24 protein-coding genes and 1 tRNA gene are annotated in these 26,020 nt (G+C 44.9%); 21 read left to right on the top strand and 4 right to left on the bottom strand.

Annotation, left to right across the window (positions count from 1 at the left end):
• The first annotated feature begins 15 nt into the window (after positions 1-15).
• From E5260_RS12900 to accA, 14 genes are all read left to right on the top strand, one after another.
• Positions 16-100, top strand: a tRNA-Leu gene (locus tag E5260_RS12900).
• 231 nt (positions 101-331) lie between these two features.
• Entirely contained in the window at positions 332-1,186 is an 855-nt protein-coding gene (locus E5260_RS12895; RefSeq protein ID WP_003643922.1) for a C39 family peptidase, read from the top strand.
• A 290-nt stretch (positions 1,187-1,476) separates the two neighbouring features.
• The gene (locus E5260_RS12890) at positions 1,477-2,451 is read left to right on the top strand and encodes a mannose/fructose/sorbose PTS transporter subunit IIA (protein ID WP_003640908.1); all 975 of its coding nucleotides are present in this window, start codon (positions 1,477-1,479) and stop codon (positions 2,449-2,451) included.
• 35 nt (positions 2,452-2,486) lie between these two features.
• Positions 2,487-3,293 carry a PTS mannose/fructose/sorbose transporter subunit IIC gene (locus E5260_RS12885; protein ID WP_003640909.1) on the top strand — a complete coding sequence of 269 codons (807 nt, stop codon included), beginning with the start codon at positions 2,487-2,489 and terminating at the stop codon, positions 3,291-3,293.
• 18 nt (positions 3,294-3,311) lie between these two features.
• On the top strand, positions 3,312-4,244 hold the full coding sequence (locus tag E5260_RS12880; RefSeq protein ID WP_003640910.1) for a PTS system mannose/fructose/sorbose family transporter subunit IID: 933 nt from the start codon (positions 3,312-3,314) through the stop codon (positions 4,242-4,244).
• 128 nt (positions 4,245-4,372) lie between these two features.
• Entirely contained in the window at positions 4,373-4,759 is a 387-nt protein-coding gene (locus E5260_RS12875; RefSeq protein ID WP_003640911.1) for a DUF956 family protein, read from the top strand.
• 305 nt (positions 4,760-5,064) lie between these two features.
• A complete protein-coding gene (locus tag E5260_RS12870) occupies positions 5,065-7,914 on the top strand; it encodes a sigma-54-dependent transcriptional regulator (protein WP_021356507.1) in 2,850 nt (949 codons plus the stop codon).
• 70 nt (positions 7,915-7,984) lie between these two features.
• Complete coding sequence (locus E5260_RS12865) at positions 7,985-8,404, top strand: PTS sugar transporter subunit IIA (protein WP_003640913.1); 420 nt, start codon at positions 7,985-7,987, stop codon at positions 8,402-8,404.
• Positions 8,401-8,919 carry a PTS system mannose/fructose/N-acetylgalactosamine-transporter subunit IIB gene (locus E5260_RS12860; RefSeq protein ID WP_003640914.1) on the top strand — a complete coding sequence of 173 codons (519 nt, stop codon included), beginning with the start codon at positions 8,401-8,403 and terminating at the stop codon, positions 8,917-8,919. The genes E5260_RS12865 and E5260_RS12860 overlap by 4 nt, the downstream gene beginning before the upstream one ends.
• Positions 8,920-9,082: 163 nt before the next feature.
• Positions 9,083-10,054: a ketoacyl-ACP synthase III gene (locus E5260_RS12855; RefSeq protein ID WP_003640915.1), complete on the top strand. Its 972-nt coding sequence runs from the start codon at positions 9,083-9,085 to the stop codon at positions 10,052-10,054.
• A 10-nt stretch (positions 10,055-10,064) separates the two neighbouring features.
• The gene (locus E5260_RS12850; protein ID WP_003640916.1) at positions 10,065-10,466 is read left to right on the top strand and encodes an acetyl-CoA carboxylase biotin carboxyl carrier protein; all 402 of its coding nucleotides are present in this window, start codon (positions 10,065-10,067) and stop codon (positions 10,464-10,466) included.
• A 2-nt stretch (positions 10,467-10,468) separates the two neighbouring features.
• Positions 10,469-11,791, top strand: coding sequence for an acetyl-CoA carboxylase biotin carboxylase subunit (locus E5260_RS12845; protein ID WP_003640917.1), 1,323 nt, complete (start codon positions 10,469-10,471; stop codon positions 11,789-11,791).
• Positions 11,788-12,591, top strand: a complete 804-nt coding sequence (locus tag E5260_RS12840; protein ID WP_003640918.1) for an acetyl-CoA carboxylase carboxyltransferase subunit beta — start codon at positions 11,788-11,790, stop codon at positions 12,589-12,591. The genes E5260_RS12845 and E5260_RS12840 overlap by 4 nt, the downstream gene beginning before the upstream one ends.
• Positions 12,584-13,357: a carboxyltransferase subunit alpha gene (accA, locus tag E5260_RS12835; RefSeq protein ID WP_003640919.1), complete on the top strand. Its 774-nt coding sequence runs from the start codon at positions 12,584-12,586 to the stop codon at positions 13,355-13,357. The genes E5260_RS12840 and accA overlap by 8 nt, the downstream gene beginning before the upstream one ends.
• 67 nt (positions 13,358-13,424) lie before the next feature.
• Here accA and E5260_RS12830 read toward each other — a convergent pair whose 3' ends face one another.
• Complete coding sequence (locus E5260_RS12830) at positions 13,425-14,618, bottom strand: LCP family protein (protein ID WP_003640920.1); 1,194 nt, start codon at positions 14,616-14,618, stop codon at positions 13,425-13,427.
• A 309-nt stretch (positions 14,619-14,927) separates the two neighbouring features.
• Between E5260_RS12830 and E5260_RS12825 the strand changes: the two genes are divergently transcribed.
• From E5260_RS12825 to E5260_RS12810, 4 genes are all read left to right on the top strand, one after another.
• On the top strand, positions 14,928-15,890 hold the full coding sequence (locus tag E5260_RS12825) for an AEC family transporter (RefSeq protein WP_003643925.1): 963 nt from the start codon (positions 14,928-14,930) through the stop codon (positions 15,888-15,890).
• Between the two features lie 432 nt (positions 15,891-16,322).
• Positions 16,323-17,348, top strand: a complete 1,026-nt coding sequence (locus E5260_RS12820) for a DMT family transporter (protein ID WP_003643926.1) — start codon at positions 16,323-16,325, stop codon at positions 17,346-17,348.
• Positions 17,349-17,497: 149 nt separating this feature from the next.
• On the top strand, positions 17,498-18,175 hold the full coding sequence (locus E5260_RS12815; RefSeq protein ID WP_003640923.1) for a 2,3-bisphosphoglycerate-dependent phosphoglycerate mutase: 678 nt from the start codon (positions 17,498-17,500) through the stop codon (positions 18,173-18,175).
• 419 nt (positions 18,176-18,594) lie between these two features.
• Entirely contained in the window at positions 18,595-19,287 is a 693-nt protein-coding gene (locus tag E5260_RS12810) for a matrixin family metalloprotease (RefSeq protein WP_003640924.1), read from the top strand.
• 189 nt (positions 19,288-19,476) lie between these two features.
• On the opposite strand, the gene E5260_RS12805 is transcribed toward E5260_RS12810, so the two are convergent.
• From E5260_RS12805 to E5260_RS12795, 3 genes are all read right to left on the bottom strand, one after another.
• Positions 19,477-20,808, bottom strand: coding sequence for a C1 family peptidase (locus E5260_RS12805; RefSeq protein ID WP_003643927.1), 1,332 nt, complete (start codon positions 20,806-20,808; stop codon positions 19,477-19,479).
• Positions 20,809-20,883: 75 nt separating this feature from the next.
• Positions 20,884-21,567 (bottom strand): ribose-5-phosphate isomerase RpiA, encoded by a 684-nt coding sequence (rpiA, locus tag E5260_RS12800; RefSeq protein WP_003640926.1) that lies wholly within the window; start codon positions 21,565-21,567, stop codon positions 20,884-20,886.
• Positions 21,568-21,575: 8 nt separating this feature from the next.
• On the bottom strand, positions 21,576-21,872 hold the full coding sequence (locus tag E5260_RS12795; protein WP_003640927.1) for a GNAT family N-acetyltransferase: 297 nt from the start codon (positions 21,870-21,872) through the stop codon (positions 21,576-21,578).
• Between the two features lie 138 nt (positions 21,873-22,010).
• On the opposite strand from E5260_RS12795, the gene E5260_RS12790 reads away from it, so the two are divergent.
• The 3 genes from E5260_RS12790 (at position 22,011) to E5260_RS12780 (ending at position 25,996) form a co-directional block, all read left to right on the top strand.
• On the top strand, positions 22,011-22,547 hold the full coding sequence (locus tag E5260_RS12790; RefSeq protein WP_003640928.1) for a dCTP deaminase/dUTPase family protein: 537 nt from the start codon (positions 22,011-22,013) through the stop codon (positions 22,545-22,547).
• A gap of 878 nt (positions 22,548-23,425) precedes the next feature.
• Entirely contained in the window at positions 23,426-24,805 is a 1,380-nt protein-coding gene (gene radA, locus E5260_RS12785; RefSeq protein ID WP_003643928.1) for a DNA repair protein RadA, read from the top strand.
• Between the two features lie 15 nt (positions 24,806-24,820).
• On the top strand, positions 24,821-25,996 hold the full coding sequence (locus E5260_RS12780) for a PIN/TRAM domain-containing protein (RefSeq protein ID WP_003640931.1): 1,176 nt from the start codon (positions 24,821-24,823) through the stop codon (positions 25,994-25,996).
• The last annotated feature ends 24 nt before the right edge of the window (positions 25,997-26,020 follow it).

Genomic DNA, 26,020 nt, shown 5'->3' with positions numbered 1-26,020 from the left:
TTTGTGAGTTGTGATGCGGCCATGGCGGAATTGGCAGACGCGCAAGATTAAGGATCTTGTCGGGGTTAACCCGGTGGAAGTTCGAATCTTCTTGGCCGCACTAACGAATATAAGAATCGATTTCGATAGGTTAAGCCTTGAAGGATCGATTCTTTTTTTGTTGCGGTAAATTGGACTGGTCACGTTATTCCAGGCTTGCTTTTTTGCCAACTACTTCAACTATGTTCACCAAATTTGCCGTACCTTATTGTTTAATCTCATGATTACCAGCATTATAATGAAAACGGTTAATCTACTGATTACGATATTAAGAGAAGGCGAGGACCAGGCATTGATTAGAATGAGTAGATGGTGGTGGCGTATCTTGGTGGGCGGCTTGCTGGTTAGTGGCGTGGTTTACCCCGCACAAGCGGCCGTAACGACTTATCCGATTACAGGGATTCAGGTGGTGCAGCCGCGGGTCTATCAGACGAATAGTCAGAACGGTGTCGGTTACCATTTAACCGTCGTGCGTCATCAGCGTGCCCAATTGCGTGTTAATTTACATTTAAAGTATCACCAGCATACACAGTGGACGCGTACTGAGCAAGCTGATATTTATCGCAACGGGCATTACCAACGCTTCTACTATGTGCATAATGGTCATCAGCAGAGCGGCTGGATAGCTGCTAATCAGCTAAAACCCGCCAGTACGGCGTCGGTTCAACTGCGGGTACCACTGATTGACCAGCTACCGGAGTTGCCAACGGGGTGTGAGATGACAGCGACTACCATGATGCTGCAGTATGCCGGCGTTAATATTAATAAGGAACAGTTTGCCAGCCACGTGCCGCGCAGTTCGAATCCTAACACTGGCTTTGTTGGCGATCCTGCTTCGGCCTATGGTATTGGTCTCTACATCTACCCCCAAGGCTTGTTACCAACGATCCGCCACTATCTGCCGTCCGCTGTAGATCTCAGTGGGGTGGGCCTGCAACGAATTAAAGTGCAGCTCGCTAAACGTCATCCGGTAGTCGCTTGGGTTCAGGGACTCGATGGTTTTGCGAGTCATACAGTGACGCTCACTGGATATACAGCGGCAACTATTAGGTACAATGATCCTTGGCGTGGTCAATCCGGACAGATGGATAACCAAGCGTTTGAGACGATGTGGCAATTAAATGGTCGTCGGGCACTGAGCTATTAAGAAATTGATACCATAGTTAACATTAGTTACTGTTTCATAATTTTATATTAAAAATACGCTATTTGACACACAAAATAATCGTTTTTAATACTGTATCGCACTAGTGTATCAACTTCTAGCCTGAAATAAGGGCTTTTAGCTTTAGTGTATTTTGGCACGGAATTTGCATATATATAAGTGAGTGCGAAAAAGATTGCGCTTACAGTATCAAAAACATAAATAGTTACAGGCAATTTAGATATTATTTATTCGTTTTATATGACTGTAACGAAAAAATAGGAGGTACAAAGATGGTAAGCATTATCATTGCTAGTCACGGCGAATTCGCTAAAGGCATCTATCAATCTGGATCAATGATTTTCGGCGAACAAGAAAACGTTCAAGCCGTTACGTTGATGCCTAGCGAAGGCCCTGACGACATCAAGGCTAAGTTGGAAAAAGCCATTGCTTCATTCGACGATCAAGAGCAAGTCTTATTCTTAGTCGACCTTTGGGGCGGTACACCATTCAATCAAGTTAACGGCTTGTTTGAAGCACACAAGGACAAATGGGCAATCGTTGCCGGTTTGAACTTGCCAATGTTAATTGAAGCGTATGCTTCACGACTTTCAATGGATTCGGCACACGAAATTGCCACGCATATCATTGAAACTGCTAAGGATGGCGTAAAGGTTCGTCCTGAAGCATTAGCACCTAAGGAAGAAAAGGCTGCTGCCGCTGCAACGACCAACAATAACGCTGGCCGGCCAGGGAAGTTGGAATATGGGTTAGCACGGATTGACTCGCGACTCTTGCATGGACAAGTTGCTACTGCTTGGAGTAAGACAGTTAACCCAACTCGGATCATTGTTGCGTCTGATAACGTTGCTAAAGACGAACTGCGGACTAACATGATCAAGCAAGCAGCGCCATCTGGTGTCAAAGCGCACGTTATTCCAATTGCTCAAATGATTAAGATTGCTAAAGATGACAAGCACTTTGGTGGTCAAAAGGCGTTGGTCTTATTCGAAACACCACAAGATGCATTACGTGCAATCGAGGGTGGTGTGCCAATTAAGACATTGAATATTGGTTCGATGGCTCATTCGGCTGGTAAAGTTCAACCAAACAAGGTTTTGGCATTTGATCAAGATGATATCGACACTTACCGTAAACTTGAAAAAGACGGCATCGAATTTGATGTTCGGAAGGTTCCAAGTGATGGTAAAGAAAATATGGATAACATTTTGAACAAAGCTGAAAATATGTTGAAGGAACAAAAGTAGTTCCAAGAATATCAGAAAAGATGGAGGATTAAATCATGAATTTGAACGTAATTCAAGTGATTTTAGTCGTACTTGTATCATTTTTAGCTGGTATGGAAGGTATTTTGGATGAATTCCACTTCCATCAACCAGTTGTTGCATGTACCCTAATCGGATTAGTAACCGGACAATTAGTCCCATGTATTATCTTAGGTGGGAGTTTACAAATGATTGCCTTAGGTTGGGCCAACATTGGTGCCGCCGTTGCACCTGATGCTGCGTTAGCATCAATTGCATCTGCAATTATTTTAGTTTTAGGTGGTCAAGGCCGTGCCGGAGTTACTTCAGCTATTGCGATTGCCGTTCCTTTAGCCGTTGCTGGGTTACTCTTAACGATCATCGCTCGTACGTTAGCAACTGGGATTGTCCACATCATGGACCGTGCCGCTGAAGAAGGTAGTTTTAGTAAAATTGACTTCTGGCAATGGGTTGCGATCTGCATGCAAGGACTTCGTATTGCGATTCCAGCCGCTTTGATTTTGGCCGTTGGTGCTACGCCAGTGAAGGCAATGTTAAACGCTATGCCTAGCTGGTTAACTGATGGTTTATCAATCGGTGGTGGTATGGTTGTTGCCGTTGGTTATGCAATGGTTATCAACATGATGGCTTCTCGTGAAGTTTGGCCATTCTTTGCTTTAGGTTTTGTTTTAGCTGCGATCAGTGAAATTACTTTGATTGGTTTAGGTGCAATTGGTATTTCCTTAGCCTTAATGTACTTGGCACTTTCAAAGCAAGGTAACTCTGGCAATGGTGGTGGCTCCAACACGGGTGATCCGGTTGGCGACATTATCGACAAGTATTAGAGAAGGAGGCAAACTGAGATGTCTGAAACTACAAATATTACTAAAAAAGTTACATTAAGTAAAAGTGATCGTCTGCATGTTTGGTGGCGTTCAACGTTCCTCCAAGGTTCATGGAACTACGAACGTATGCAAAACGGTGGTTGGGCTTATTCTTTAATTCCAGCAATCAAGAAATTATATACAACTAAAGAAGACCGTGCTGCTGCTTTGAAGCGTCACATGGAATTCTTCAATACCCATCCATACGTGGCTTCACCAGTTATTGGTGTTACCTTAGCGCTTGAAGAAGAACGTGCCAATGGGGCACCTATTGATGACGTTACGATTCAAGGGGTTAAAGTTGGTATGATGGGACCTTTAGCCGGTGTTGGGGACCCAGTGTTCTGGTACACGGTTAAGCCTATCGTTGGTGCCTTAGCTGCATCATTGGCTATTTCTGGTAGCATTGTTGGACCAATTTTGTACTTCGTTGTTTGGAATGCAATTCGTATGGGCTTCATGTGGTATACCCAAGAATTCGGTTACAAAGCCGGTTCTAAGATTACTGATGACTTATCTGGTGGTATTTTACAAGATATTACCCGTGGTGCTTCCATGCTAGGGATGTTTATCTTGGCGGCGTTAATCGAACGGTGGGTTGTTGTTGACTTCAGTCCAGTTAAAGTTTCGACCATTAAGCAACAAGCTGGTTCGTACATTGACTGGGATAAACTGCCAAAGGGTGCTTCTGGTGTTAAGGAAGCTTTAACACAACAAGCTGCTGGCCGTTCACTTGACAAATACAAGGTAACCACCTTACAAGATAACTTGAATCAATTGATTCCTGGTTTGATGGCGTTGCTGTTAACCTTCCTCTGCATGTGGTTATTAAAGAAGAAAGTTTCACCAATCATTATCATTCTTGGCCTCTTCGTATTTGGGGTTCTAATGCACGTTATTGGTTGGATGTAATACTTGCTTATGTCATATTTAAAGGATGGACTCGTGGGAGCTCATCCTTTTTATTTACAAGCGTACTTTGCATAACTGACAAACTCGCCGTATAATCGGTATGAGGATGGATACGAGGAGGGATTAATATGGTGCAATCAATCAATACTAAGGTTGATTTAGTTACGAACGGTAATTCACATATGGGATTGACCGATTACGGTAAAATTATGGTCGGTGATAACGGCTTTGAATTTTATGATGATCGCAATGTTCGTAATTTTATTCAAATCCCTTGGACTGAAGTGAAATATGTGGTCGTATCCGTAATGTTTGGTGGCCGTTGGATTCCACGGTTCTCTTTTCAAACGAAACGGAACGGTATGATTACTTTCTCAGCTAAGGACCCTAAGAAAGTGTTACGAGCCGTTCGGCAATATATTGAGCCTGATCGAATTGTAAAATCACTGACATTTTTCCAAGTCCTTGGGAGAATATTCAAGGGTAAAGGTAAAAAAGATAAGTATTTGAAATAATGACCAATGCTGTCGAGGGTTCTTTGCCGACGGATTGGTGATTATTTAATAGTTAGTTTAAGAAGCTTAGGTATCAACGGGTGGGGTTAGCGCGTTGCAGTGTCTAAGCTTTTTTTGACGCATCAAAAGCAGTATCTGAGCACGTTAAGGTGCGTCATAAATGGAATTTCAATACCATGAAACAGAAATAGTTGTACTGACAAGTCTTAAAAAGTAACTGAGTCGGGAACTATGGTAGAATATAGTGTGTTATAGTGTATCAAAACGGATCAGCTATTTGATAGTGGTGAAAAGGAGTGGCGAAGTTGACCAGAAAATCCAAGATTTGTGAATACGTCCGTCAACATAGCGATCGACACGGACTGACGACGGAAATGGTAGCGACCGCTTTAATGATAGCGCGTTCAAACGTCAGCAAGGAATTAAATGCACTGGTGCGAGAAGGCCAGTTGCACAAGCTGACAGGGCGGCCTGTGCACTATGTTCCGGTGAATGCAACAGCCACAACGGCCACAACAACTAGTGGCGTAGCGAATGGAGCGACGACAGAGCGAATACCGACAGCGCCCGTCGCGACGTCTGTGCCTAAACCGGTTGTAAATGATATATTTGCCAGCATGATTGGCTCGCATGAGAGCCTTGCTAATCAAGTGGAACAGGCGAAAGCGGCCATTCTTTACCCACCGCGGGGATTAAATACATTAATCATTGGCCCGACTGGTTCTGGTAAAACTTACTTTGCAAACGCCATGTATCGTTTTGCGGAAACCCAACAAGTCTTAACGAACCCGCAAGGCCTGATTACGTTCAATTGTGCCGATTATGCGCATAATCCGGAATTATTGATGTCGCATTTGTTTGGTTATGTTAAGGGGGCTTTTACAGGTGCTAATGAAGATAAGGACGGTTTGATCCAAGAAGCGGATGGGGGCATGTTGTTCCTAGATGAAGTGCACCGTCTACCACCAGAAGGTCAGGAAATGATTTTTTATTTCATGGATCACGGGACTTATTCACGACTCGGTGAGACGGCGAAGAGTCACCATGCCAATGTCCGCTTAGTTTGTGCAACGACCGAGGACCCAGAAAGTACCCTACTGCAGACCTTTGTTCGGCGAATTCCGATTACGATTCAGCTACCAGCGTTCAATCATCGCTCAGCCAAGGAACGTTTAGAATTACTGAAGGCATTATTGTCATTGGAAGCTAATCGAATCAATAAACAGATTCGGTTAACGGAGGACGTGGTGCAGGCCTTACTTGGCTCAGTCACATTTGGGAACGTCGGTCAGTTGAAGTCGAACATTCAGCTGGTGTGTGCCCAGGGTTTTGTCAATAGCATCGAAAATGACAGTGAAATCACAATCACGATGGATGATTTGCCACAAAATATCCGTAGCGGTCTCATGACAGTAGCCTCTAACCGTCACGAACTGGGGGCCATCTCTGAGTTGTTGGACCCGGTTCTCATCGTGAAGCCAAATGATGGTCCAACGCCGCTTCGTAATAAGAACGATAATTATGAATTACCATATAATTTATATGAGATTATTGGTGATAAAGCAGCGTTACTCCGACGGGAAGGCCTTGATAAAGAACACATCAATCGTTTCATCACGACCGATATCAATGTGCATTTAAAATCATTTTATAAACAAAATCAGTTAGAAGTTTCACCAGAAAACAAGTTAGCCGAGATCGTTGATCAGGACGTCATTGATTTTACCAAGACGGCGCAGATGACGGTTCAAGACATGCTAGGTTATAATTTCAAGGATAACTTTATTTACGCTGTGAGCTTGCACGTCAGTTCCTTTATCAAACGCATCCAGGCAGGCAAGCCCATGCGTCAAATGAGTTCGGATATGTTAGCGATGGTGCGTGAATATCCGGCTGAAATCAAAGCAGCGGAGGCGCTCAAGCAAGGATTAGAGGAACGGTATCATTTACCGATTCCCAAGTCCGAAGTTTATTATCTGGCCATTTTGCTCATCTCGTTAAAATCGATGCAGCTTAACGGCAAAGTTGGCGTGTTGGTGGCAGCGCACGGGATGAGTACCGCGTCTTCCATGGCACAGGTCGTCGGACAATTGTTAGATGATTATGATGTTCAGGCTTTCGACATGCCTCTCGATATGGACCCGAGTGTCGCCTATGATCATGTCAAGCGACGAGTAGAAAAGCTTGATTCTGGGAAAGGAATTTTGTTACTAGTCGATATGGGGTCGTTAACGACCTTCGGGGAACGAATTCAGCAGGAGACAGGAATTGCGACGCGAACGATTGACATGGTGACCACGCCGGTTGTTTTGGAAGCCGTTCGGAAGGCTAGCCTGGTCGATAGTGATCTGGATTCTATGTATCAGGAGCTCGTTGGTTTCAAAGGTTATTCGCGAATTTCACGGAACCTACCAACGGATAGTCAGCGCGCAACAGTCAAGCCCGCCTTAGCGACGGATAAGACGGCACAACGGGCGATTATTGCAATTTGTGCGACCGGCGTTGGGACGGCTGAACGTATCAAGTCAATTTTAGACAGTTTATTAGCTCAAAACTTTATCGAAGGTATTACGGTATTCCCAATCTCAGTGGTCGAAATGAAGACACGGATACAACAAATCAGTCAAAATTATCAAATCATTGCGGCAACTGGGATTACAAAACCCGAATTAGACGTCCCTTTTATTTCATTGGAAGAATTGCTACAAGGTGGTGGCGAAAAGTTTATTGACCAGTTAGCGACGGGTATCGATTCGCCACAGACCATGGCGGAAGAAAGTCAGCAGTTGACACCGGAACTCTGCGAACGGTACTTAGGCGATTACTTCACGTTTTTAAATCCTAAGAAGTTAACGGGAATTTTATGGGAGTATAGCGAAGTGATTGCGACGCACTTGGATGGTGTAATGACGAATGCTTTTCGCATTGATTTGATTATGCACTTAGCGGGTGCGCTAGAACGAACGGCCATCAAAGATGAAATTTCGGCACCCACCGAAGAGATGCCAGACATTATGGCATCGAAGTGGTACCCACTTGTGCAACAGGCCAATCAGCAATTGACAGATCAACTACAGTTAACCTTCTCAGATGCTGAAAATTATTATATTGTGCAATTATTGGAGACTCATCAGGCAAAGGTCGCGATGAGTTGATACACTAACTTGGCATGCTTTTTGCATGTATCTTATTGAGTAGATTTAACCGACTGAGGAGGGAAAGTAGATGTTAGCATTTGTCGTTGTCAGTCATGGGAGTTTTGCGCAGGGCGTTGTCGATTCATCCTACATGATCTTTGGCAAGCAAGATAAGGTCCAAACGGTTACCTTTCAACTGGACGAAGAACCTAATGAATTAGCTGATAAATTAGCTGCTGCGGTTGCCCGGTTTGACGCGGATGACCAAGTCTTATTCTTGGTTGACCTATGGGGCGGTTCGCCATTTAACGCCGCTAGTCGGATCGTTGCCGAACATACAGAGCGCATGGGTCTGATTACCGGTCTGAATCTGCCAATGCTGATTGAGGCTTACACTGTTCGTGATAAGCCAATTGATGAGGTGATTGCCCACCTTGAAGAGACTGGAAAGATTGGGATTAAGCATCTCAAGTTGTTACAGGACGATGGGGAAGATGAGCCGCTATGACGATGGATATTCGTTTAGCACGCATTGATAGTCGGCTACTCCACGGGCAAGTTGCCACGGTGTGGACCAAGACGGTCAGTCCTAACCGTATTTTGGTCGTCTCAGACGAAGTTGCCCAGGATGCACTTCGCAAGATTCTAATTGTGCAAGCCGCGCCCCCTGGTGTGAAAGCTAATGTGATTACAGTTGACAAAATGATCGAGATTTATCAAGACTCGCTATTTGATGAAGTAAAGCCACTAATCCTAACTGATACGCCCCAGAACATGGCGCGCTTAGTAGCGGGGGGACTTGATTTTAGCAAAACGGGCATTGATATTGGTAGTCTAGCTTTTTCAGCGGGCATGGTGATGGTCACCAATGCTATTGCAATCGGTCAAGCCGAAGCACGGGCATTATATGCGTTACAAGCAGCGGGATTAAAGGTGTTTGCGCAGAAAGTCCCGACGGATAAACGGGTTGATGTGATGCCGCTATTAGCTAAAAATGGCTTTATGGCGCCAGATAAGTATTAACAAAGTTATGATGGACAGTGGTGTGTCGGTTATGGGCACCACTGTTCTTTCATTTTGGCTAGGTTTCTAAGGATTTACCAAAAATACAGCCGTAAACTTTGACGGATAGGCTTTTATTGATAAAATTAAACTAATCGAAACGGAAAGTAGCGGGGGTTTAAAAATGCCAACTTATACAAAATTAACCGCCATGGGACAATATGTTCCGGGACGCGTTGTTGATAATGACGAATTAGCAGCCATTATGGACACTAGCGACGAATGGATTCAGGCGCATACTGGGATTAAAACCCGACACTACGCGATGAATGATGAAAACACCTCGGATTTAGCCACCCAGGTCGCCCAGCAGTTACTACAAAAAAGTGGTTTAGCTGCCAGTGCCATTGATTTGATCCTAGTTACGACAATTACGCCCGATGCCTTAACACCTGCGACGGCTTGTTTAGTGCAAGCTAATATTGGCGCTGATAATGCGTTTGCGTTCGACCTGAGTGCAGCGTGTGCTGGGTTCACGTTTGGCCTAGCAACGGCTGACAAGTTTATTCGCAGTGGGCAATACCAAAATGTGATGGTGATCAGTGCGGAAGTTAATTCCAAGATGATGGACTTTCAGGACCGGACGGCAGCCGTCTTCTTTGGGGACGGTGCTGGTGGCGCGTTATTACAAGCTACTGACAATCCAGATGAAAACAGCTTGATCGCTGAGAAATTAGAATCGCAAGGAAACGCTACGGTCATTCACTCTGGACGAGTACGGCCGATTACTGAAGTTGCCGCAACGAACTACCCGCAAACGGATGCGTTTTACCAAGTTGGACGGGATGTTTTTCAATTTGCCACGACGGTTGTTCCAGAACAGATGCGTGGGTTAATTGCGAGTGCGCAACTGACACCCAGTGATTTACAATACGTGATCTGTCATCAAGCTAATTTACGGATCATTGAAAAAATTGCGGCTAACTTGGCGTTACCAATGACGAAGTTTCCACATAATGTTGATCATTATGGTAATACGTCCTCAGCTGGGGTGGCAATGGCCTTAGCCAATGTTTTTGATACCTTAACTGGGCCAGTGTTGTTAACAGCATTTGGTGGCGGGCTAGCGTATGGCTCAGTCTTGATCAAGAAGTAGGGGTGTGCAGATGGAATTAAAAGATTTAGATCGATTAGTTGAGAAATACGCGCGACAGGGTTATCAGCAAATTCGCGTTAAAGCCGGCGACTTGGAGATTGAAGTGACAAAACCAGCGTTAGCTTCAGAAACGGTAACTCCCGTAGCCGCTACGCCTGCCAGCACAGTTGCGGAGACTGAAGATGAAGTCGTTACACTGCCGAGTCCGATGGTCGGGGTGGTCCACTTGGCACCAGATTTAAAGGTTGGTCAGTCACTGACAGCTGGTCAAGAACTAGGCCAGATTGAGAGTATGAAATTATTCAATCCATTAGTTAGTCCGACCGATGGGACGTTAACAGCAGTACTAGTTGCTGACGACGCCACTGTTGAGTACGAACAACCGTTATTTACAATGCGAAAGGATCGGTAGCTATGTTTCGCAAGCTGTTAATCGCGAATCGCGGTGAAATTGCCGTACGGATTATCAAAGCCTGTCAACAATTGAATATTCAGACGGTCGCCGTTTGCTCAACTGCTGATCGGCATGCGGGTTACACACAATTAGCGGATGAAGTGGTCTGTATCGGACCTGCAGCTGCCAGTGGATCGTATTTAAATGCCGAAGCGATTCTAATGGCTGCAATTAATACGCACGCCGATGCGATTCACCCGGGATATGGTTTTTTAGCTGAAAATGCGGATTTTGCCGCCATGTGTGCGGAATGTGGCATTGCCTGGATTGGCCCGCAGACTGAGCAAATTAAGTTGATGGGTGATAAGGCCCGCGCTAAGGATTTTGCACGGCAACAAGCCGTTCCGGTACTAGCAGGTCAATCATTACAAGGCTTGGCATGGCCGGATATTAAACACGCGGCCGCCAAGATCGGTTTTCCACTAGTTTTGAAAGCCAGTTATGGTGGCGGTGGCAAGGGTATTCGAGTGCTTACCGACGTTCATGAACTCCATCAACAATTGCGGGCTGCGCGTCAAGAAGCTGCTGCGTCCTTTTTGAATGATGCGATGTATTTAGAGCAATTTCTGACAACTGCCCGCCATATTGAAGTTCAAGTCCTCGGCACGGGGACGAAATTATTCATTCTTGGTGATCGTGACTGTAGCCTCCAATTGCACAAGCAAAAGGTTCTCGAAGAAAGTCCGGCAAGTATTTTGACTGAGACACAACGCCGGACCTTATACGATTTGTCCCGGCAGTTATTAGCGGGTACACATTATCAAAGCTTGGGCACAATTGAATACTTATTTGCGGATGGTCAGTTCTATTTCATGGAAATGAATACGCGTTTACAGGTTGAACACGGGGTGACAGAATTAACCACCGGAATTGATATTGTGGCTGAACAAATCAAACAGGCGGCTGGCGTCACGGTTGATTTTCCAGAGCATGTTGGCTTGCAGCCCAAGTGTACGGCGATCGAAGCTCGATTGACCGCTACCTTACCGGTTAAGCAGACGCGGATTGAAACGCTGAGCTGGCCAGCCGATGTACGAGTGGATACGGATTATCATCAGGGCGATCGGCTAGTAACCATGTATGATGGTTTAATTGCCAAGTTGATGGTCACCGGTGTGAACCGTCAGCAAGCCGTGCGCAACTTACAACGGGCCTTAGCGCAAGTAACATTGACGGGACCCACGACGAACTTAACTTTTCTACAGCAAACGGTGGCCCGGCCGGCCTACATTCATGATCAGTACACGATTCACAGTCTAGCACGTTGGGAGGCGTCGAAATGAGTCATTATCCAGCTTCTGGGACCTGGCAAGCCTGCCCTAAGTGCGGTCGGCACGTCCACCAACGCCAATGGGGCACTTATCAGCAATGTCCTTATTGTCACTATTGGCAACGACTGACGACGGCGCAACGATTAGAACAACTCGTCGACGAAGGGTCGTTTCAGCCGTTGACGATGACTGAGCGGCCTGTCAATCAGCTGGGGTTCCCGGACTATACGAACAAACTGCGGCGGGCCCAACGCCAGACCGGATTAAACGAGGCTGTTGTCTGTGGAACGGCCTTGATTGAGCAACAACCCTGTATCTTAGCAGTGATGGATAGTCATTTTATGATGGGGACGTTAAACACGGCGGTCACACGTCGCTTATTGCATGCTAGTGAACAAGCGCGGGCCCAACGGTTACCACTGATCATTGTGACCGCCTCAGGTGGTGCTCGGATGCAAGAAGGTGTTTATGCCTTGGTCGGAATGAATTTGATTCTGGCAGAATTAGCACGGTTAGCAGCAACGCCGTTACCCTTGATCACAGTGCTGACAGATCCCACTATGGGGGGCGTATCGGCGAGTTTTGCGTTTAAGGGTGACCTGATTATCGCAGAAGCGGGTGCTAAGATTGGCTTTGCCGGAGCCCGGGTCATCCAACAAACTTTGCCTGTCAAACTGCCGGCGGATTTTCAAACGGCGGATCAGCTGTTTAAAAATGGTATGGTGGATGCAGTTGTTGAACGACCTCAATTGCGGTCAACGCTAGGACAAGCATTAGTGAATTATGGAATTGGGAGGTCAGCCCATGGATAAACGATTACAGCGATTACGGGCGGCTGATCGGATCAGTGCGCCGACTATCATTCAAGCGTTATTGCCGACAATGACGCAACAACGGGGTGACCGCTTATTAGGTCAGGATGCGGCTTTAACGGCGGGCTTTGGGCGCACTGCCACTGGTCGCCAATTAGCTGTTCTGGGCGTTGACCGGGGTGTTGATATTGCGAGCCGGCGTCGAAAAAACGGGGGAGCATTAACTGTTCCCGGCTATCGCACGGCGTTAAGAGTCGTAACCCATGCGGCTAAATTTGGGTGGCCGGTCGTTAGCTTAATCAATATGCCAGGTGCTGATGCGAGCCCCCAATCGGAACGCTATGGTCAGAGTCAGGCCATTGCGGACTTGATTGCGGCGACTGGTCAGCTGACCGTACCGAACGTTGTTGTATTTCTCGGTGAGGGCCATAGCGGTGGGGCGTTAGCTTTTGCCAACGCCAACCGCATTATCATGCTAGATGATGCACTTTTCAACGTTGCTTCTCCCGAGGCAGTCACCGCGATTTTACATGGGCAACAGACCAGCAGTGACGCCATCGATTTATTACCAATGACAGCTAGCGCTTTGCAGTCGCGCGGCTTAGTTGACCTGGTTATTGACCATCAGGATCAGACATTAGTCGCTGCGATCAACCAGGCGATTGAGACCCAACTTGCCGCACTAGAAGCATTGCCGGCACCGGATCTAATTGAACAGCGCGAAGCAAAGTTTCAACACTTTTTACAATCTTGGCCGGTCAATTAAAAATAATCATCAAAAAATGGGCTTCTCAGAATTTTTATTCTGAAGAAACCCATTTTTTAATAGTTGCTTAGTACTGATTAGTCGTGGTTTGATCTTGAGTCGTGGTCTGGTCCTGCGTCGTTGTATCTTGTGTCGTACTAGTGCCATAAGTAGTGGTATCACTAGACGTTGTGGTACTTGATGAACTTGAACTGGAACTTGAGCTACCCGTTGTAATTGAAGCTGTCTCAGAGAAGACTGACTCTGTTAAATTACTGTTTGAGAGTCCCAGCGCTTTACGGATGCGCTTCGAATTCTTGTAACGTTCTGACGAAGAGGCAACTTGATAAGAGAGCCCATCGATCGTCGCGTCAGTACCTTGAACGGTATATGATTTGGCATGGTGAGACGCATTCTTGTACTTCGTATCGAGTGCGACCATGTCATTCCAAGTTAAGTCGGTGCGCATGTTCTTAGCGAGTTTTTTCGTAATCTTTTCAATATTGGCAATTGACCCAAGTGAGTTAGACTGACTAACCATGGCCATAATAACCTGCCGTTGCCGTTTTTGACGACCATAATCACCCTGAGGATCGTCATAACGCATCCGTGAGTAATCAAGTGCCGCTGCACCATTAAGTTTGATCTTAACGCCTTTCTTAACGTTGGCATTACCGTATTTGAAAGTCAGCTTAGGTGTCACGGTCACGCCGCCCATCGCGTTGATGATCTGTTTTAAACCACCCATGTTCAGTAAGACGTAGAAGTCAATTGGAACATCCAGTAACTTCTCTACTGACTTGACGGCACCACTTGCGCCCCCAATGGTGTAGGCTGCGTTAATTTTTTGTGATTGCCCATCGATCATCACTTGCGTATCCCGTGGAATACTAGTGAGCGTCATACTTTCTTTTTTAGGATTGATTGTCGCAACAATCATGGTATCAGTCCGGGCTGAGAAGTCCTTGCCGCGACCTAGTGCACCAGTATCAGTTCCCAACAGTAGAATCGAGAATGGCTTGCCCTTCTTAATAACGGCATCAACATTCCGAAGCTTGGTCGAGCCGGTCGACTGGTAGGTCGTATTCATCGTATCCTTAGCGGCATTCCAGGTCTTGTAGCCCCACCAGCCACCCGTAACGATCAACAGGACAACGACGATTAGTAAAGTAATTAACCAAGGACGTTTTTTGTGTGGTTTCAAATGTGGGTTACGCTGTTGCTGTTCACGATAGCGGCGTTGGCGTGGTCCCATTTCATTATCATTGTTATTTTCTGACATATTCGTTCCTCATCACTTTAGATTTTTCCCTCAATAGTCATTTTATGACGTTTAGCAAATCATTGGTCCTTAAAGTTAGTAATTTAAAAAGATTTTAATAATCAAAAAATTACTGGCATCAGTAGTAACACAATTATAGAACACTATAAGTAATATTGTGACCGGCGTCAAACGTTTCCATCTATAAATTACGGTACAAGCCATCATAAAACAGTGGTATACTTGAATAATTCTCATTGAATTATTATTTTACATAGCTTGATAGCGATATTCAATGATGAGCAATTTGTTAAGAGGGGAAGACTGAGCGTGCAAATTTTACAGACATTCGTGCAGAGTATTCAAGGTGTCATGACGATCATCGTGATGATTGCAGTTGGTTACTTGTTGGCACGCTGGGGCTGGTTTAATGAAAGTGCGACTAAGCTGATTGCCCGATTGGTCACTCAAATTGCGCTACCAGCCTATATGATTGCAACGATCACAAAGCAGTTTACAGCGCATAAATTATTATCAACGTTGCCAGGATTACGTTTTCCAGTTCTTAATATGGCTATTTTGTTTGGCATTTCGTTCGGGGTGATGCGAGCCTTAAATATTAAAAAGAGTCATCGCGGCTTATTTGCCTCCATGTTTTTGAACTCCAATACGGTGTTTATTGGGCTACCGGTTAATCAAGCCTTGTTTGGGAACAGCGCATTGCCATACGTGTTAGTTTATTACATGGCCAATACCACCATTTTCTGGACGCTGGGCGTTTATTTGATTCAACGTGACGGTACTGGCACCGCTAAGTTTGACTTGAAGCAGACACTGACCAAGATCTTCTCACCGCCATTACTAGGATTTATGATTGGTGTCTTGCTTGTTCTAGGAAACATTCACGTTCCAAAATTCTTGATGGATGATTTCTCATATATCGGCGGTCTAACGATTCCGCTGTCCATGATCTTTATTGGGATTTCAATGGCCAACGCCGGGTTAAGCAGCATGCGCTTCGACCGGGATAGCTTGGGAATTTTACTTGGGCGTTTTATCCTTGCGCCGGTACTGATGACGCTGATGCTTATTCCAATGTCGATTCCATTGGAGATGAAGCAAGTCTTCATTCTGCAGTCCGCGATGCCCGTCATGACGAACGCACCAGTTGTCTCCAAACTGTACGGGGCGGATGCCGATTATGCCGCGGTCATGGTGACAGAAACGACACTATTGAGCCTAATCGTTATTCCGATTTTGATGGTGATCGTTCAAGCCAACTTTATTCGTTAATTATTGTGTGACTTAAAATTAAAAGTACCCGAATGCGTGCCACTAGTGACAGGCGTTGCGGGTGCTTTTTTGCTGGTTGTTAATGATGAAAACTCAATTTAGTTCGGTCAACAAGGTTTGACCAATTAGATACTTTCTGCTCAGGGCCGTCCCAACACGTCTCGCTGGTAGTTTTTGATGACAAGCTGATGAGTGCGTGCTGGATGATGGTTGAGGCGGCAAGATGCCATTGAATGGTTCAAGCCTGATGAAAATTGTTTTCAAAGGCAATTAAAAATTGAAAAAAATAACGCCTGATTCCGCGTTAAACGGCGTTTTCCCGTGGATAAAAGCGAGGTAGTATACTGAGCTGATTTGAAAGTCACGTGAAAATGGTGCTATACTGAGAACCGTTGCGTATTAAATTTTGATTAAGAAGGAAGCGAACGTTTCGTGAAGAAAGCATATCTTTACATTGCAATTTCGACCTTAATGTTTAGTTCGATGGAAATTGCGCTAAAGATGGCCGGCAGTGCCTTTAACCCAATCCAATTGAATCTAATTCGATTTTTTATTGGGGCAATTGTGTTACTGCCATTTGCATTGCGGGCATTAAAGCAAACCGGACGAAAGTTAGTGAGTGCTGACTGGCGGCTATTTGCTTTAACCGGGCTAGTGTGTGTCATTGTCAGTATGTCGCTTTACCAACTCGCGATTACGGTCGATCAAGCTTCGACTGTGGCCGTATTGTTTAGTTGTAATCCGGTATTTGCGCTATTATTCTCCTATTTAATTCTGCGAGAACGGTTGGGTCGAGCTAACTTGATCTCCGTCGTGATTTCTGTGATTGGGTTGTTGATCATTGTTAATCCGGCCCATTTGACGAATGGGCTCGGGCTGCTATTAGCCATCGGGTCTGCCGTGACTTTTGGGCTGTACAGTATCATCTCGCGTTATGGGTCTGTTAAACGGGGCTTGAATGGGCTGACGATGACTTGTTTTACTTTCTTTGCTGGTGCGTTTGAACTTCTAGTTTTAGCTTGGATTACTAAGATTCCGGCTGTCGCCAATGGGTTGACGGCCATCGGTTTGCGGCAATTTGCTGCCATTCCGGTTTTGGTGAATGTTAATCTCAACTATTTCTGGTTACTATTTTTTATCGGCGTTTGTGTTACTGGTGGGGGCTTCGCGTTTTATTTCTTGGCAATGGAACAAACCGATGTTTCAACGGCTTCCCTAGTATTCTTCATTAAGCCGGGGTTGGCGCCAATCTTAGCAGCGTTGATCCTCCATGAACAAATTTTGTGGACGACAGTGGTCGGAATTGTTGTGATTTTGATTGGTTCCGTCGTGACCTTTGTCGGTAATCGGTTCCGTGAACGGGATACGATGGGTGCGATTGAGCAGCCAACAGCGGCCGCCACTGATGATGAACATGTCATCAAAGCCGCACACGCCGTTTCAAATCAAGAAAATTAATTAATCGTGGACGGTCAGGGTGATATTAATCAGCTTGACCGTTTTTTTGTGGCAAGCGCGTTATCTCACGTAACAGCTGGTTGTGACTTTGAAAAATGAACCAAATCGATTATCATAGGAAGTATTGAAGATAGTAGGTGGGAAAGAGAATGACAGAACTAGTATTGGTTCGCCATGGTGAGAGTACGGCCAATCGGGATAATACGTATACCGGTTGGAGTGACGTCCCGCTAACAGCAGTGGGTATTGCACAGGCTCATCAAGCTGGCAAGCGATTACGAGCTACGGGACTGCAGTTTGGCGCTGTACATACCTCAGTCCTAAAACGGGCTATCGTTACCGCGAATATTATGTTAAGTGAAATTGATCAGTTATGGCTGCCTGAGTATAAGACGTGGCGGTTAAATGAACGACATTACGGTGCCTTACGTGGTCAAAATAAGGATGTGACTCGTCAAGAGTACGGTAAGGCGCAAGTTCAACAGTGGCGGCGGAGCTTTTATACGGTGCCGCCGTTGTTGACACCAGCTGAACTAGACCATGATCGACGTTACACCAAGTACGGTGCCGCCGTCGAACCGCGGGGAGAAAGCTTGAAGATGGCTTACGACCGCATCATGCCTTATTGGATCGATGAGATTGCACCGCGGTTGTTAGACGGCCAAAACCAACTCGTGGTGGCGCATGGTAGTACGTTGCGTGCGATGATCAAATATTTAGAGCATATTAGTGATACTGGGATTGATGGTGTCGAAGTTGCTAACGGAGTGCCAATTTGTTATCACCTTGATCGGCAACTGCACGTTATCGGTAAAGAAGAGTATTAAATTTAGTAATAGTTCTCCTAAGCGGTACTTTTATTTAAAGTAAGTGCTAATCTGGACTGCTTTTTTAGACCATTATCAGATTAATCGAGCCTGAGTTAAGAGCTTCAGCAGACGCTGAAGCTCTTTTTTTAGTTAAAGTGTTAAATAAATGCCCAGTATAAGTAATTATAATCATTGATAATAATTGCCGACGAGTGCTCAAAAAATGATACAGGCTTAAAAAGTTGATATAACAGTGCTTTCACAACTGCTTGAGTTAATATAAATATTTTTAATGTAATAAAATCCTTCAGTTTTCATAAATAAATATAATATATAACTTGTAATAGAATGGTGAACGCTGTAACATATCAGTTGGACAAAGTTGCGATTTGGCGCGCTTGACAGCCAAAAATCTGATCAGAAAGCCGGGTAACGTTATGATGAAACATAAAAATTTATTATTATTAATTATAATGAGCTTGGGCTTCTGCGGGATGCTGTTGATGTTTGCGCCACAAATCAGTACGCTGATCAACCCGAATGCGTCGCGAGTTGAAGCGGATAAGGCTAGTGGTCACGATACGACGCATGATCAGGTCTACTACAATGATCAGATGGATAACTATCAATATGATTATATAAATAACGGGACTAAGGTTTTGAACTATAAGGCCCGTTTTAAGAGTCGGGTCATCACGTATCGGATCACGAGTGACAGCAAGGTGTATCGAGCGATTTGGCTACGAGCCGTGGAACGTTGGAATAACACTAACGCGGTGAGGTTAGTTGAGGCTAAGGACCAAGCGAAAGCCCAGATTACGTTGGGCGAGAGTGAAGACGAGACGGAGACGACCGGATCGGAAATCGGCCGGACTTGGCGGACGTACTATCAAAGTGGTTCGCAAGGAACAACTTGGATGGATTCGGCGAAGTGTGTGATTTACACGAATCGCTTTCCAGCCAGCAATCATTCGGTAGAATATAAGCTGTCCGTTGCGACCCATGAATTGGGACATGCACTGGGACTAGAGCATGAGAACAATAAGAGTGCGGTGATGTATTACCAGTCGCATCGAGCAGCACATATCACGACTCGTGAGATTAGTACGCTTAAGCAGATGTATAAATAATTATAATAGTGATTGCTATAAGTAAACGTAATAATAAAAAAATCGACTAAACTCACGCGAGTTTGGTCGATTTTTTTATTGTTTGTTGTTAGTAGTTCCTTGAGCGGTAGTTAAGTCTAATGCAGTCCAAAAAGCACCATCACGCTAAAGCAGTGATGGTGCTTAATTTAGATGGCCCATTAAACTTAATTAGGCTAATGCACCCATTGGATCCCAAGGTGCTAAAACAGTTGGTTCTTCGGCTTGGGCTGCCTTTAAGTCATCGGACAAGAATTCCTTGTTAACAACAACTTGGTAGCAGTATTCGTCCATCCAAGCATCGCTCATGACGAAGAAGCCCTTAGTCCCAACTTTGTCGCCCCAGCTATTTTCAACCTTCCACTTAGTTGGTTGGCCGTCAACGAGGTCGACACCGGTGATAACCATGGCGTGGGTCATCAGACTTTCGCCGTAATCAAGACGTTCAGCCTTCGACATTGAAAGGTCAACGTCGAATAATTCATCTTTACTGTAGACATCGGTAGCCATGACCCCTTTTTGGCGGTCGGAGGATTGACCAACATCACAACCAAACCAGACACTTTGGCCAGCTTGTAATTGCTTGATGGCCAATTGCTTGAAGTCGGCCATAGACACGTTCAAATGTTTGACTTCACGGCCACCTAAGACGTTACCTAACATTTCAATCGTGTAGGTATGGTTATAAGGCTTGTCGTCGGTTGGGGCGTTGATGATTGAAACGTAATCGTCCAAATTCCAGCCAACGTACTTTTCGAAGAAGCTTTGTGGCGTCAAGTTTTGGTCGATGTGGTATTGTTTCTTATCATCACGATATTCCCAGTCAAAATGTGAAACGGGTTCGCCAAAGGCATAGGCTAACATGCGATAGACTTCATTTAACATTTTTTCCTTGCGTTCTTGAATCGCGTCGTCACTAGTTCCGGCAGCCACTAGTTCACGTAATTCAACGGCATCTTTACGTAACTTTAAGTTAAGTGTGCTGTTGATTTCAGCCGATTTTGAACTGTTGTAAGTTTCAGGCATGACACTCTTAGGCACGATACCGTACTTCTGAATAATGGCAACGAGCATATCCCATTGGCCACCATCTTGTTGTGGCGTGGTCATCAACCAAGCAACTTTACGGCTGCTAGTTGGTTGGTCAGCGGTTGCCAACACGTTTTCATAGAAATAGTTCGCTTTTTCGAACTTATCCCAGAAAAAGGTGTAGTTTTGTGATAGTTCGAAATGTTTCAAGTTGAATTTTTCAGCTAATGAATGCCGCATCGTGTTTAAAGCGGCGAACATCCAGCAACGACCACTTTGCTTTTGGTTCGCAACGTCACCTGTATCCAAATCAATGGAAAATACTGGTGTGGTTTGGCTCATCGCCTGAATATCTTGACTGCTTGCTAAGATACCGTTCTTAGTGACACTACGTTCGATGACTTTTGCTTCGGGACGTTGGTCCAAGTCGGCTTGAAAGTTAGCAATTTGGTTCATACTGATTGCTTTACTCAAAAGATCACTCTCCTTTAATCTAATTCTAATTGTATCGGTTTATGACGGGTGGGGCAAGCCGGGAGTCGCACAAAACTATGGTCGTGCTTCGATAACCTCGGGACCATTGGCATGACCGACAATGACAGTGTTGACCATGTCTAAGAACAGGCCGTGTTCAACCACACCAACCATGTGAATTAAATCTTCGGCTAAAGCGTGGGGATCCGTGATTGGGTCGATGTGTAAATCGATGATAATATTATTAGAATCGGTCCGGACGAGTTCATCGTTGACTTTACGGAATACTGGGTTATAGCCCCGAGCAGCCATTTTTTCAAAGACATGTTGGCTGCCGTAAGGAATCACTTCAACGGGTAAGCCAAAGGCACCTAATTGATGGACCATTTTGCTTTCATCAACAATCCACATGACTTTATCAGAATTGATGGCAACGATTTTTTCGAAGAGTAAGGCGGCGCCACCACCCTTAACGCCTTGGAAATCATCGGCGATTTCGTCGGCACCGTCGATCGTTAAGTCGAGATGGTCGACTTCGTCAACGGATTTCATCGGGATACCGAGCGCCTTAGCTTGGGCAGCGGTTCGGTCGGAGGTTGAGACGCCGACAATGTTTAAATGTTCATTTTTGACCCGTTCACCCAGAGCATCAACCATGAATTTAACGGTTGAGCCGGTTCCGAGGCCGACCTGCATGCCGTCTTGAATGTATTCAACGGCTTTTTGACCAACAAGTTGTTTTAACTGATCCTGATTCATAATATGAATTACTCCTTTGATTGAGAACTAGTGACTAATACGTCGGCAGCTTCAGGGTGCCGATCAAAGTAAGCCTTAGCGTAGGTACACAGTGGCTGAATACGTTTGTGTTCAACTCGAGCGGCGTCAATAACGGCTTTGGTTAATTGGCCGGCAATGCCCTGATGACCAAAATCGTCACGAACAAAGGTATGTTCAATGACCCAGGTCTGATCATTATTGATGGCGGGGAAGGTAATTTCACCAGCCAACTTGCCGTGATCGTCATTAAAATAAAAGCGGTGTGCTTCACGCGTGAATTCCATTGATTTCACCACCTTGTAAAGGGTTTTATATCTACCGTAATTAAACCGGTAATTGCCCGTTTTGTCAACGAAACTTCTATAATAAAAGTATGGTAAAATGTGAACACTAAATTAATGTTGAGAAAGTAGGAATTTGAAATGGCACGGGGATTTGAAATTGTAAGTCAATACGCGCAGGCGGGGTTACACGTACCTTACCGCACCACCAAGCAAGCAGCTGGCTATGACTTCGAAGCGGCGGAAGATTTTACGTTACCGTCAATTTGGAAAATGAACTTTATCAAAGTACTTTGGCAAATACATCATGGTGAAACGAGTTCTGCAGCCGATTTGGATGCGGCGGCTAAAGTCCTTAAACCATGGCTTGTTCCAACGGGTATTAAGGCATTTATGAATGATGGTGAATACTTACTATTAGCCAATCGTTCCAGCAACCCCTTGAAGCGTAACTTGATTCTACCGAATGGGATTGGCGTCATTGACGCCGACTACTATAACAATCCCAAGAACGAAGGTGCGATTTTCGTCCAATTAATCAACATGGGGATTCGCGACGTTCACATTAAAAAGGGTGAACGCATTGCCCAAGGGATTTTTACCCCTTATCTGACTGTTACGGATGAAACGAATGTGACAACGACACGTTCTGGGGGCTTCGGTTCGACCAATAAATAGGAAATAATAAAAAATCGGTAAAGCCAAGGTGATTTAAAGGCTTTAATGATTAATAATGGTAAAATAAACTTATACCCATAGCATGAAAATGACGATCCAGTTAATTGAGTTTGATTGATTATTTAAGTCTGCATCGTACTGGCTGGTTGTTTAGTAAGAATCATGGTTAAAAGGTGCCAATTAGATAGATTTCTGTTCGTCTGCAATGACTATCCTATTCCGACCTCCGGGAAGCCGCTCGAATGGCAAATAAACGGCCGCTTAACTTGGTACAATTGGTTGCTGACTACTTTGATACGAAAACTTTGAGCGAAACATCAGAATGTATTCTCTACTTTGTCGAAACGTTCAATGTATTATGACTGGTAACTCAGAAATAGTAAGTCATCACAATATCATTTTCGGCCTGACAGTTGATTGAGAAAATTACCGTTTATGAAAAACAACGACCAATTCATCAAAAGTTGAGTACATCTTCATCAGCTATTCGAATACCATCCCGACTGGAAGGTGTTTCTGACAATGCCCAGTACTGCAAGAGTGTGAAGTCTCAGTCTGACCCGAACACGTTTCACCAATATGGCATAAAAGCGTGAAAGGCCAGTATTTAAGACGTGGGCTTCGGCTCAAATCTGTGCCCACCGCGTTCCGGCAATTGGCAGAAATGCCTGGAGGTCGGTGTAGGACGAATTAACTAAGCAAGTTTACGCTAACCCGGACTGTTTCCAGCGGGCCTAAGCTGGCTGCTTTTAAATTTAAAAAACGGCACGTTTTAATCATGACTCATGACAGTGTGGCGCGGATGAAGTAAATATTTTAGAAATCCCAATACCCAACATTAAATTGATATGTTGGCGGAGAAATGGAGACGTGTGTACGTGGCAAAAGCAAAAACTCAGTTTGTTTGTTCTAACTGTGGTTATTCAACACCGCGATATTTAGGACGGTGTCCGAACTGTGGTGAATGGAATACACTAACTGAAGAACATTTTGATACAAAACCGGACCGCAAGTCGCGGGTGAGCTTTGCGGGTAAGTCGGCTAAGCCACAACGACTCAAAGAAGTGTCGCTGACTAAGACACCGCGTGTCAAGACTAAGCTGAAAGAGTTCAACCGGGTCTTAGGTGGCGGTGTTGTGCCAGGTTCACTAGTTTTGATCGGTGGTGATCCAGGTATTGGTAAGTCAACGTTACTACTGCAAGTTTCGGGGCAATTGGCCGAGACGGGTGGTTCTGTACTATACGTGACTGGTGAAGAAAGTGCCTCCCAAGTGAAGATGCGGGCGGACCGGCTGGCTGTTAGCAGTGAAGACTTTTATCTTTATCCTGAGACTGATATGTCGAATATTCGTTCAACGATTGAATCGACGCATCCAGAATTTGTGGTCATTGATTCGGTACAAACGATGCAAGAACCTGATATGGACTCTGCGATTGGTTCAGTATCACAAATCCGTGAAATTACGGCTGAACTACTGCAAATTGCGAAGACTAACGGCATTACCATTTTTATTGTGGGCCATGTGACTAAGGGTGGTGCCATTGCGGGGCCTAAGATCTTAGAACATATGGTTGATACCGTTTTGTACTTTGAAGGTGATTTACATCATACGTACCGCATTTTACGGGCAGTCAAGAATCGATTCGGGTCAACGAATGAACTGGGAATATTTGAGATGCGGACGGGCGGTTTGTATGAAGTGGCCAATCCGTCAGAGATCTTCTTGGAAGAACGTCTGAAGGATGCTACGGGTTCCGCCATCGTTGTTTCAATGGAAGGCACACGACCAATCTTAGTAGAAGTTCAAGCGCTGGTAACGCCAACGGTCTTTGGTAATGCGAAGCGGACCGCAAGTGGCTTGGATCATAATCGAGTCTCCTTGATTATGGCAGTGTTGGAAAAACGGGCGAGTCTAATGCTTCAGAACCAGGACGCGTATTTGAAAGCGGCCGGTGGCGTTAAGTTAGATGAACCGGCGATTGACTTAGCTATTGCGGTCAGTGTGGCTTCTAGTTATCGTGACCAGCAGACTCGTCCGAGTGACTGTTTTGTTGGTGAAGTCGGTTTGACTGGTGAGATTCGGCGGGTCAACCGGATTGAATCACGAGTTGGTGAGGCGGCTAAGCTAGGTTTTAAACGTATCTTTATTCCTAAGAATAATCTGCAAGGTTGGGATATCCCAACTGGAATCGAAGTAATTGGAGTTGCCACGCTAAAAGAAGCGCTCCAATTAGCATTACAACAACCAAATTATTAAAAAGGGGCTGATGCCATGAAGAAGTTAACGGTGCGACTAGTATTTATTGTCGTCGGGGGTACGTTAGGACTAACTTACCTGCCGTTCTTGTGGACGACAATTTTGTCGCAACCAAATGTGTTATTGAATAACGTTTTTACCAACTTTTTGTTGGGGGCGCTGATTCTATGGGTTTTGTCATTGTTCTTAGCCAATGCCGCTGTACGACTGGTGGATCGAGTCGAAAAGAACTTATCCAAGCAAAATCCAATGACACTTTTATTTGGCAGTATCGGATTTATTATTGGGTTATTGATCGCGGTTCTGATTTCGCAATTATTTAATCGTAGTCCATTATTCCTATTGAACACGGTCGTCCCAATTATTTTGATGTTGTTTTTTGGTTACATTGGTGCGCGAGTCGGGACTACCCGGATCGACGAGTGGCGGAAAGTTTTCAACTTCCGCCGTCGTGAAAAGGAAACAAGTCCGGAGATTACTGATGCTCAGCCAGATCAGAACTATCATCATTATAAGATTCTAGATACCAACATCTTGATTGACGGCCGGATTTACGACATTGTCAAGACTGGTTTCTTAGAAGGGACACTGTTAGTACCGAACTTCGTCTTGTATGAATTACAGTACATTGCGGATTCAGCTGATAGTATTAAACGTGTGCGGGGTCGTCGCGGGCTAGATATTTTAAATAAGCTACAAAATGAAAATATTATCCCGGTTGAAATGTACGAGGGCGATTTTGAGGATATTCCAGAAGTTGATAGTAAACTCATTCAATTGGCTAAAAAAGTCAACGGTGTGATCGTGACGAATGACTACAACTTGAATAAGGTGATTGAGTTCCAAAACGTACAAGTTCTCAATATTAATCAGTTGGCTAAGTCGTTGAAACCACGGGTTATTCCTGGTGAAGAGATGAATGTCATGGTCGTCAAAAATGGTAGCGAACGCCAACAAGGGGTCGGTTACTTGGACGATGGGACGATGGTTGTCGTCGAAGATGGGAAGTTTTACATCAATGAAAAGGTGGATGTCGTTGTAACGAGCGCCTTACAAACGGATGCTGGTCGAATGATTTTTGCCCGTTTAGCGCACGCTAATCGCGGAATCCCGGATCATGCGGATGGAAATAATAAGCACAACAATAATCATAGTAATAATCGAAATAATAATCGCGATAATCGGCACTAGGTTAAGCGATTCAACGGTAGCAAC

Origin of the sequence: Lactiplantibacillus plantarum, assembly GCF_014131735.1 — a bacterium.
GTDB lineage: Bacteria > Bacillota > Bacilli > Lactobacillales > Lactobacillaceae > Lactiplantibacillus > Lactiplantibacillus plantarum.
Note: the sequence above shows the minus strand (reverse complement) of the source record. Positions and strands in the feature narration are given on the sequence as shown.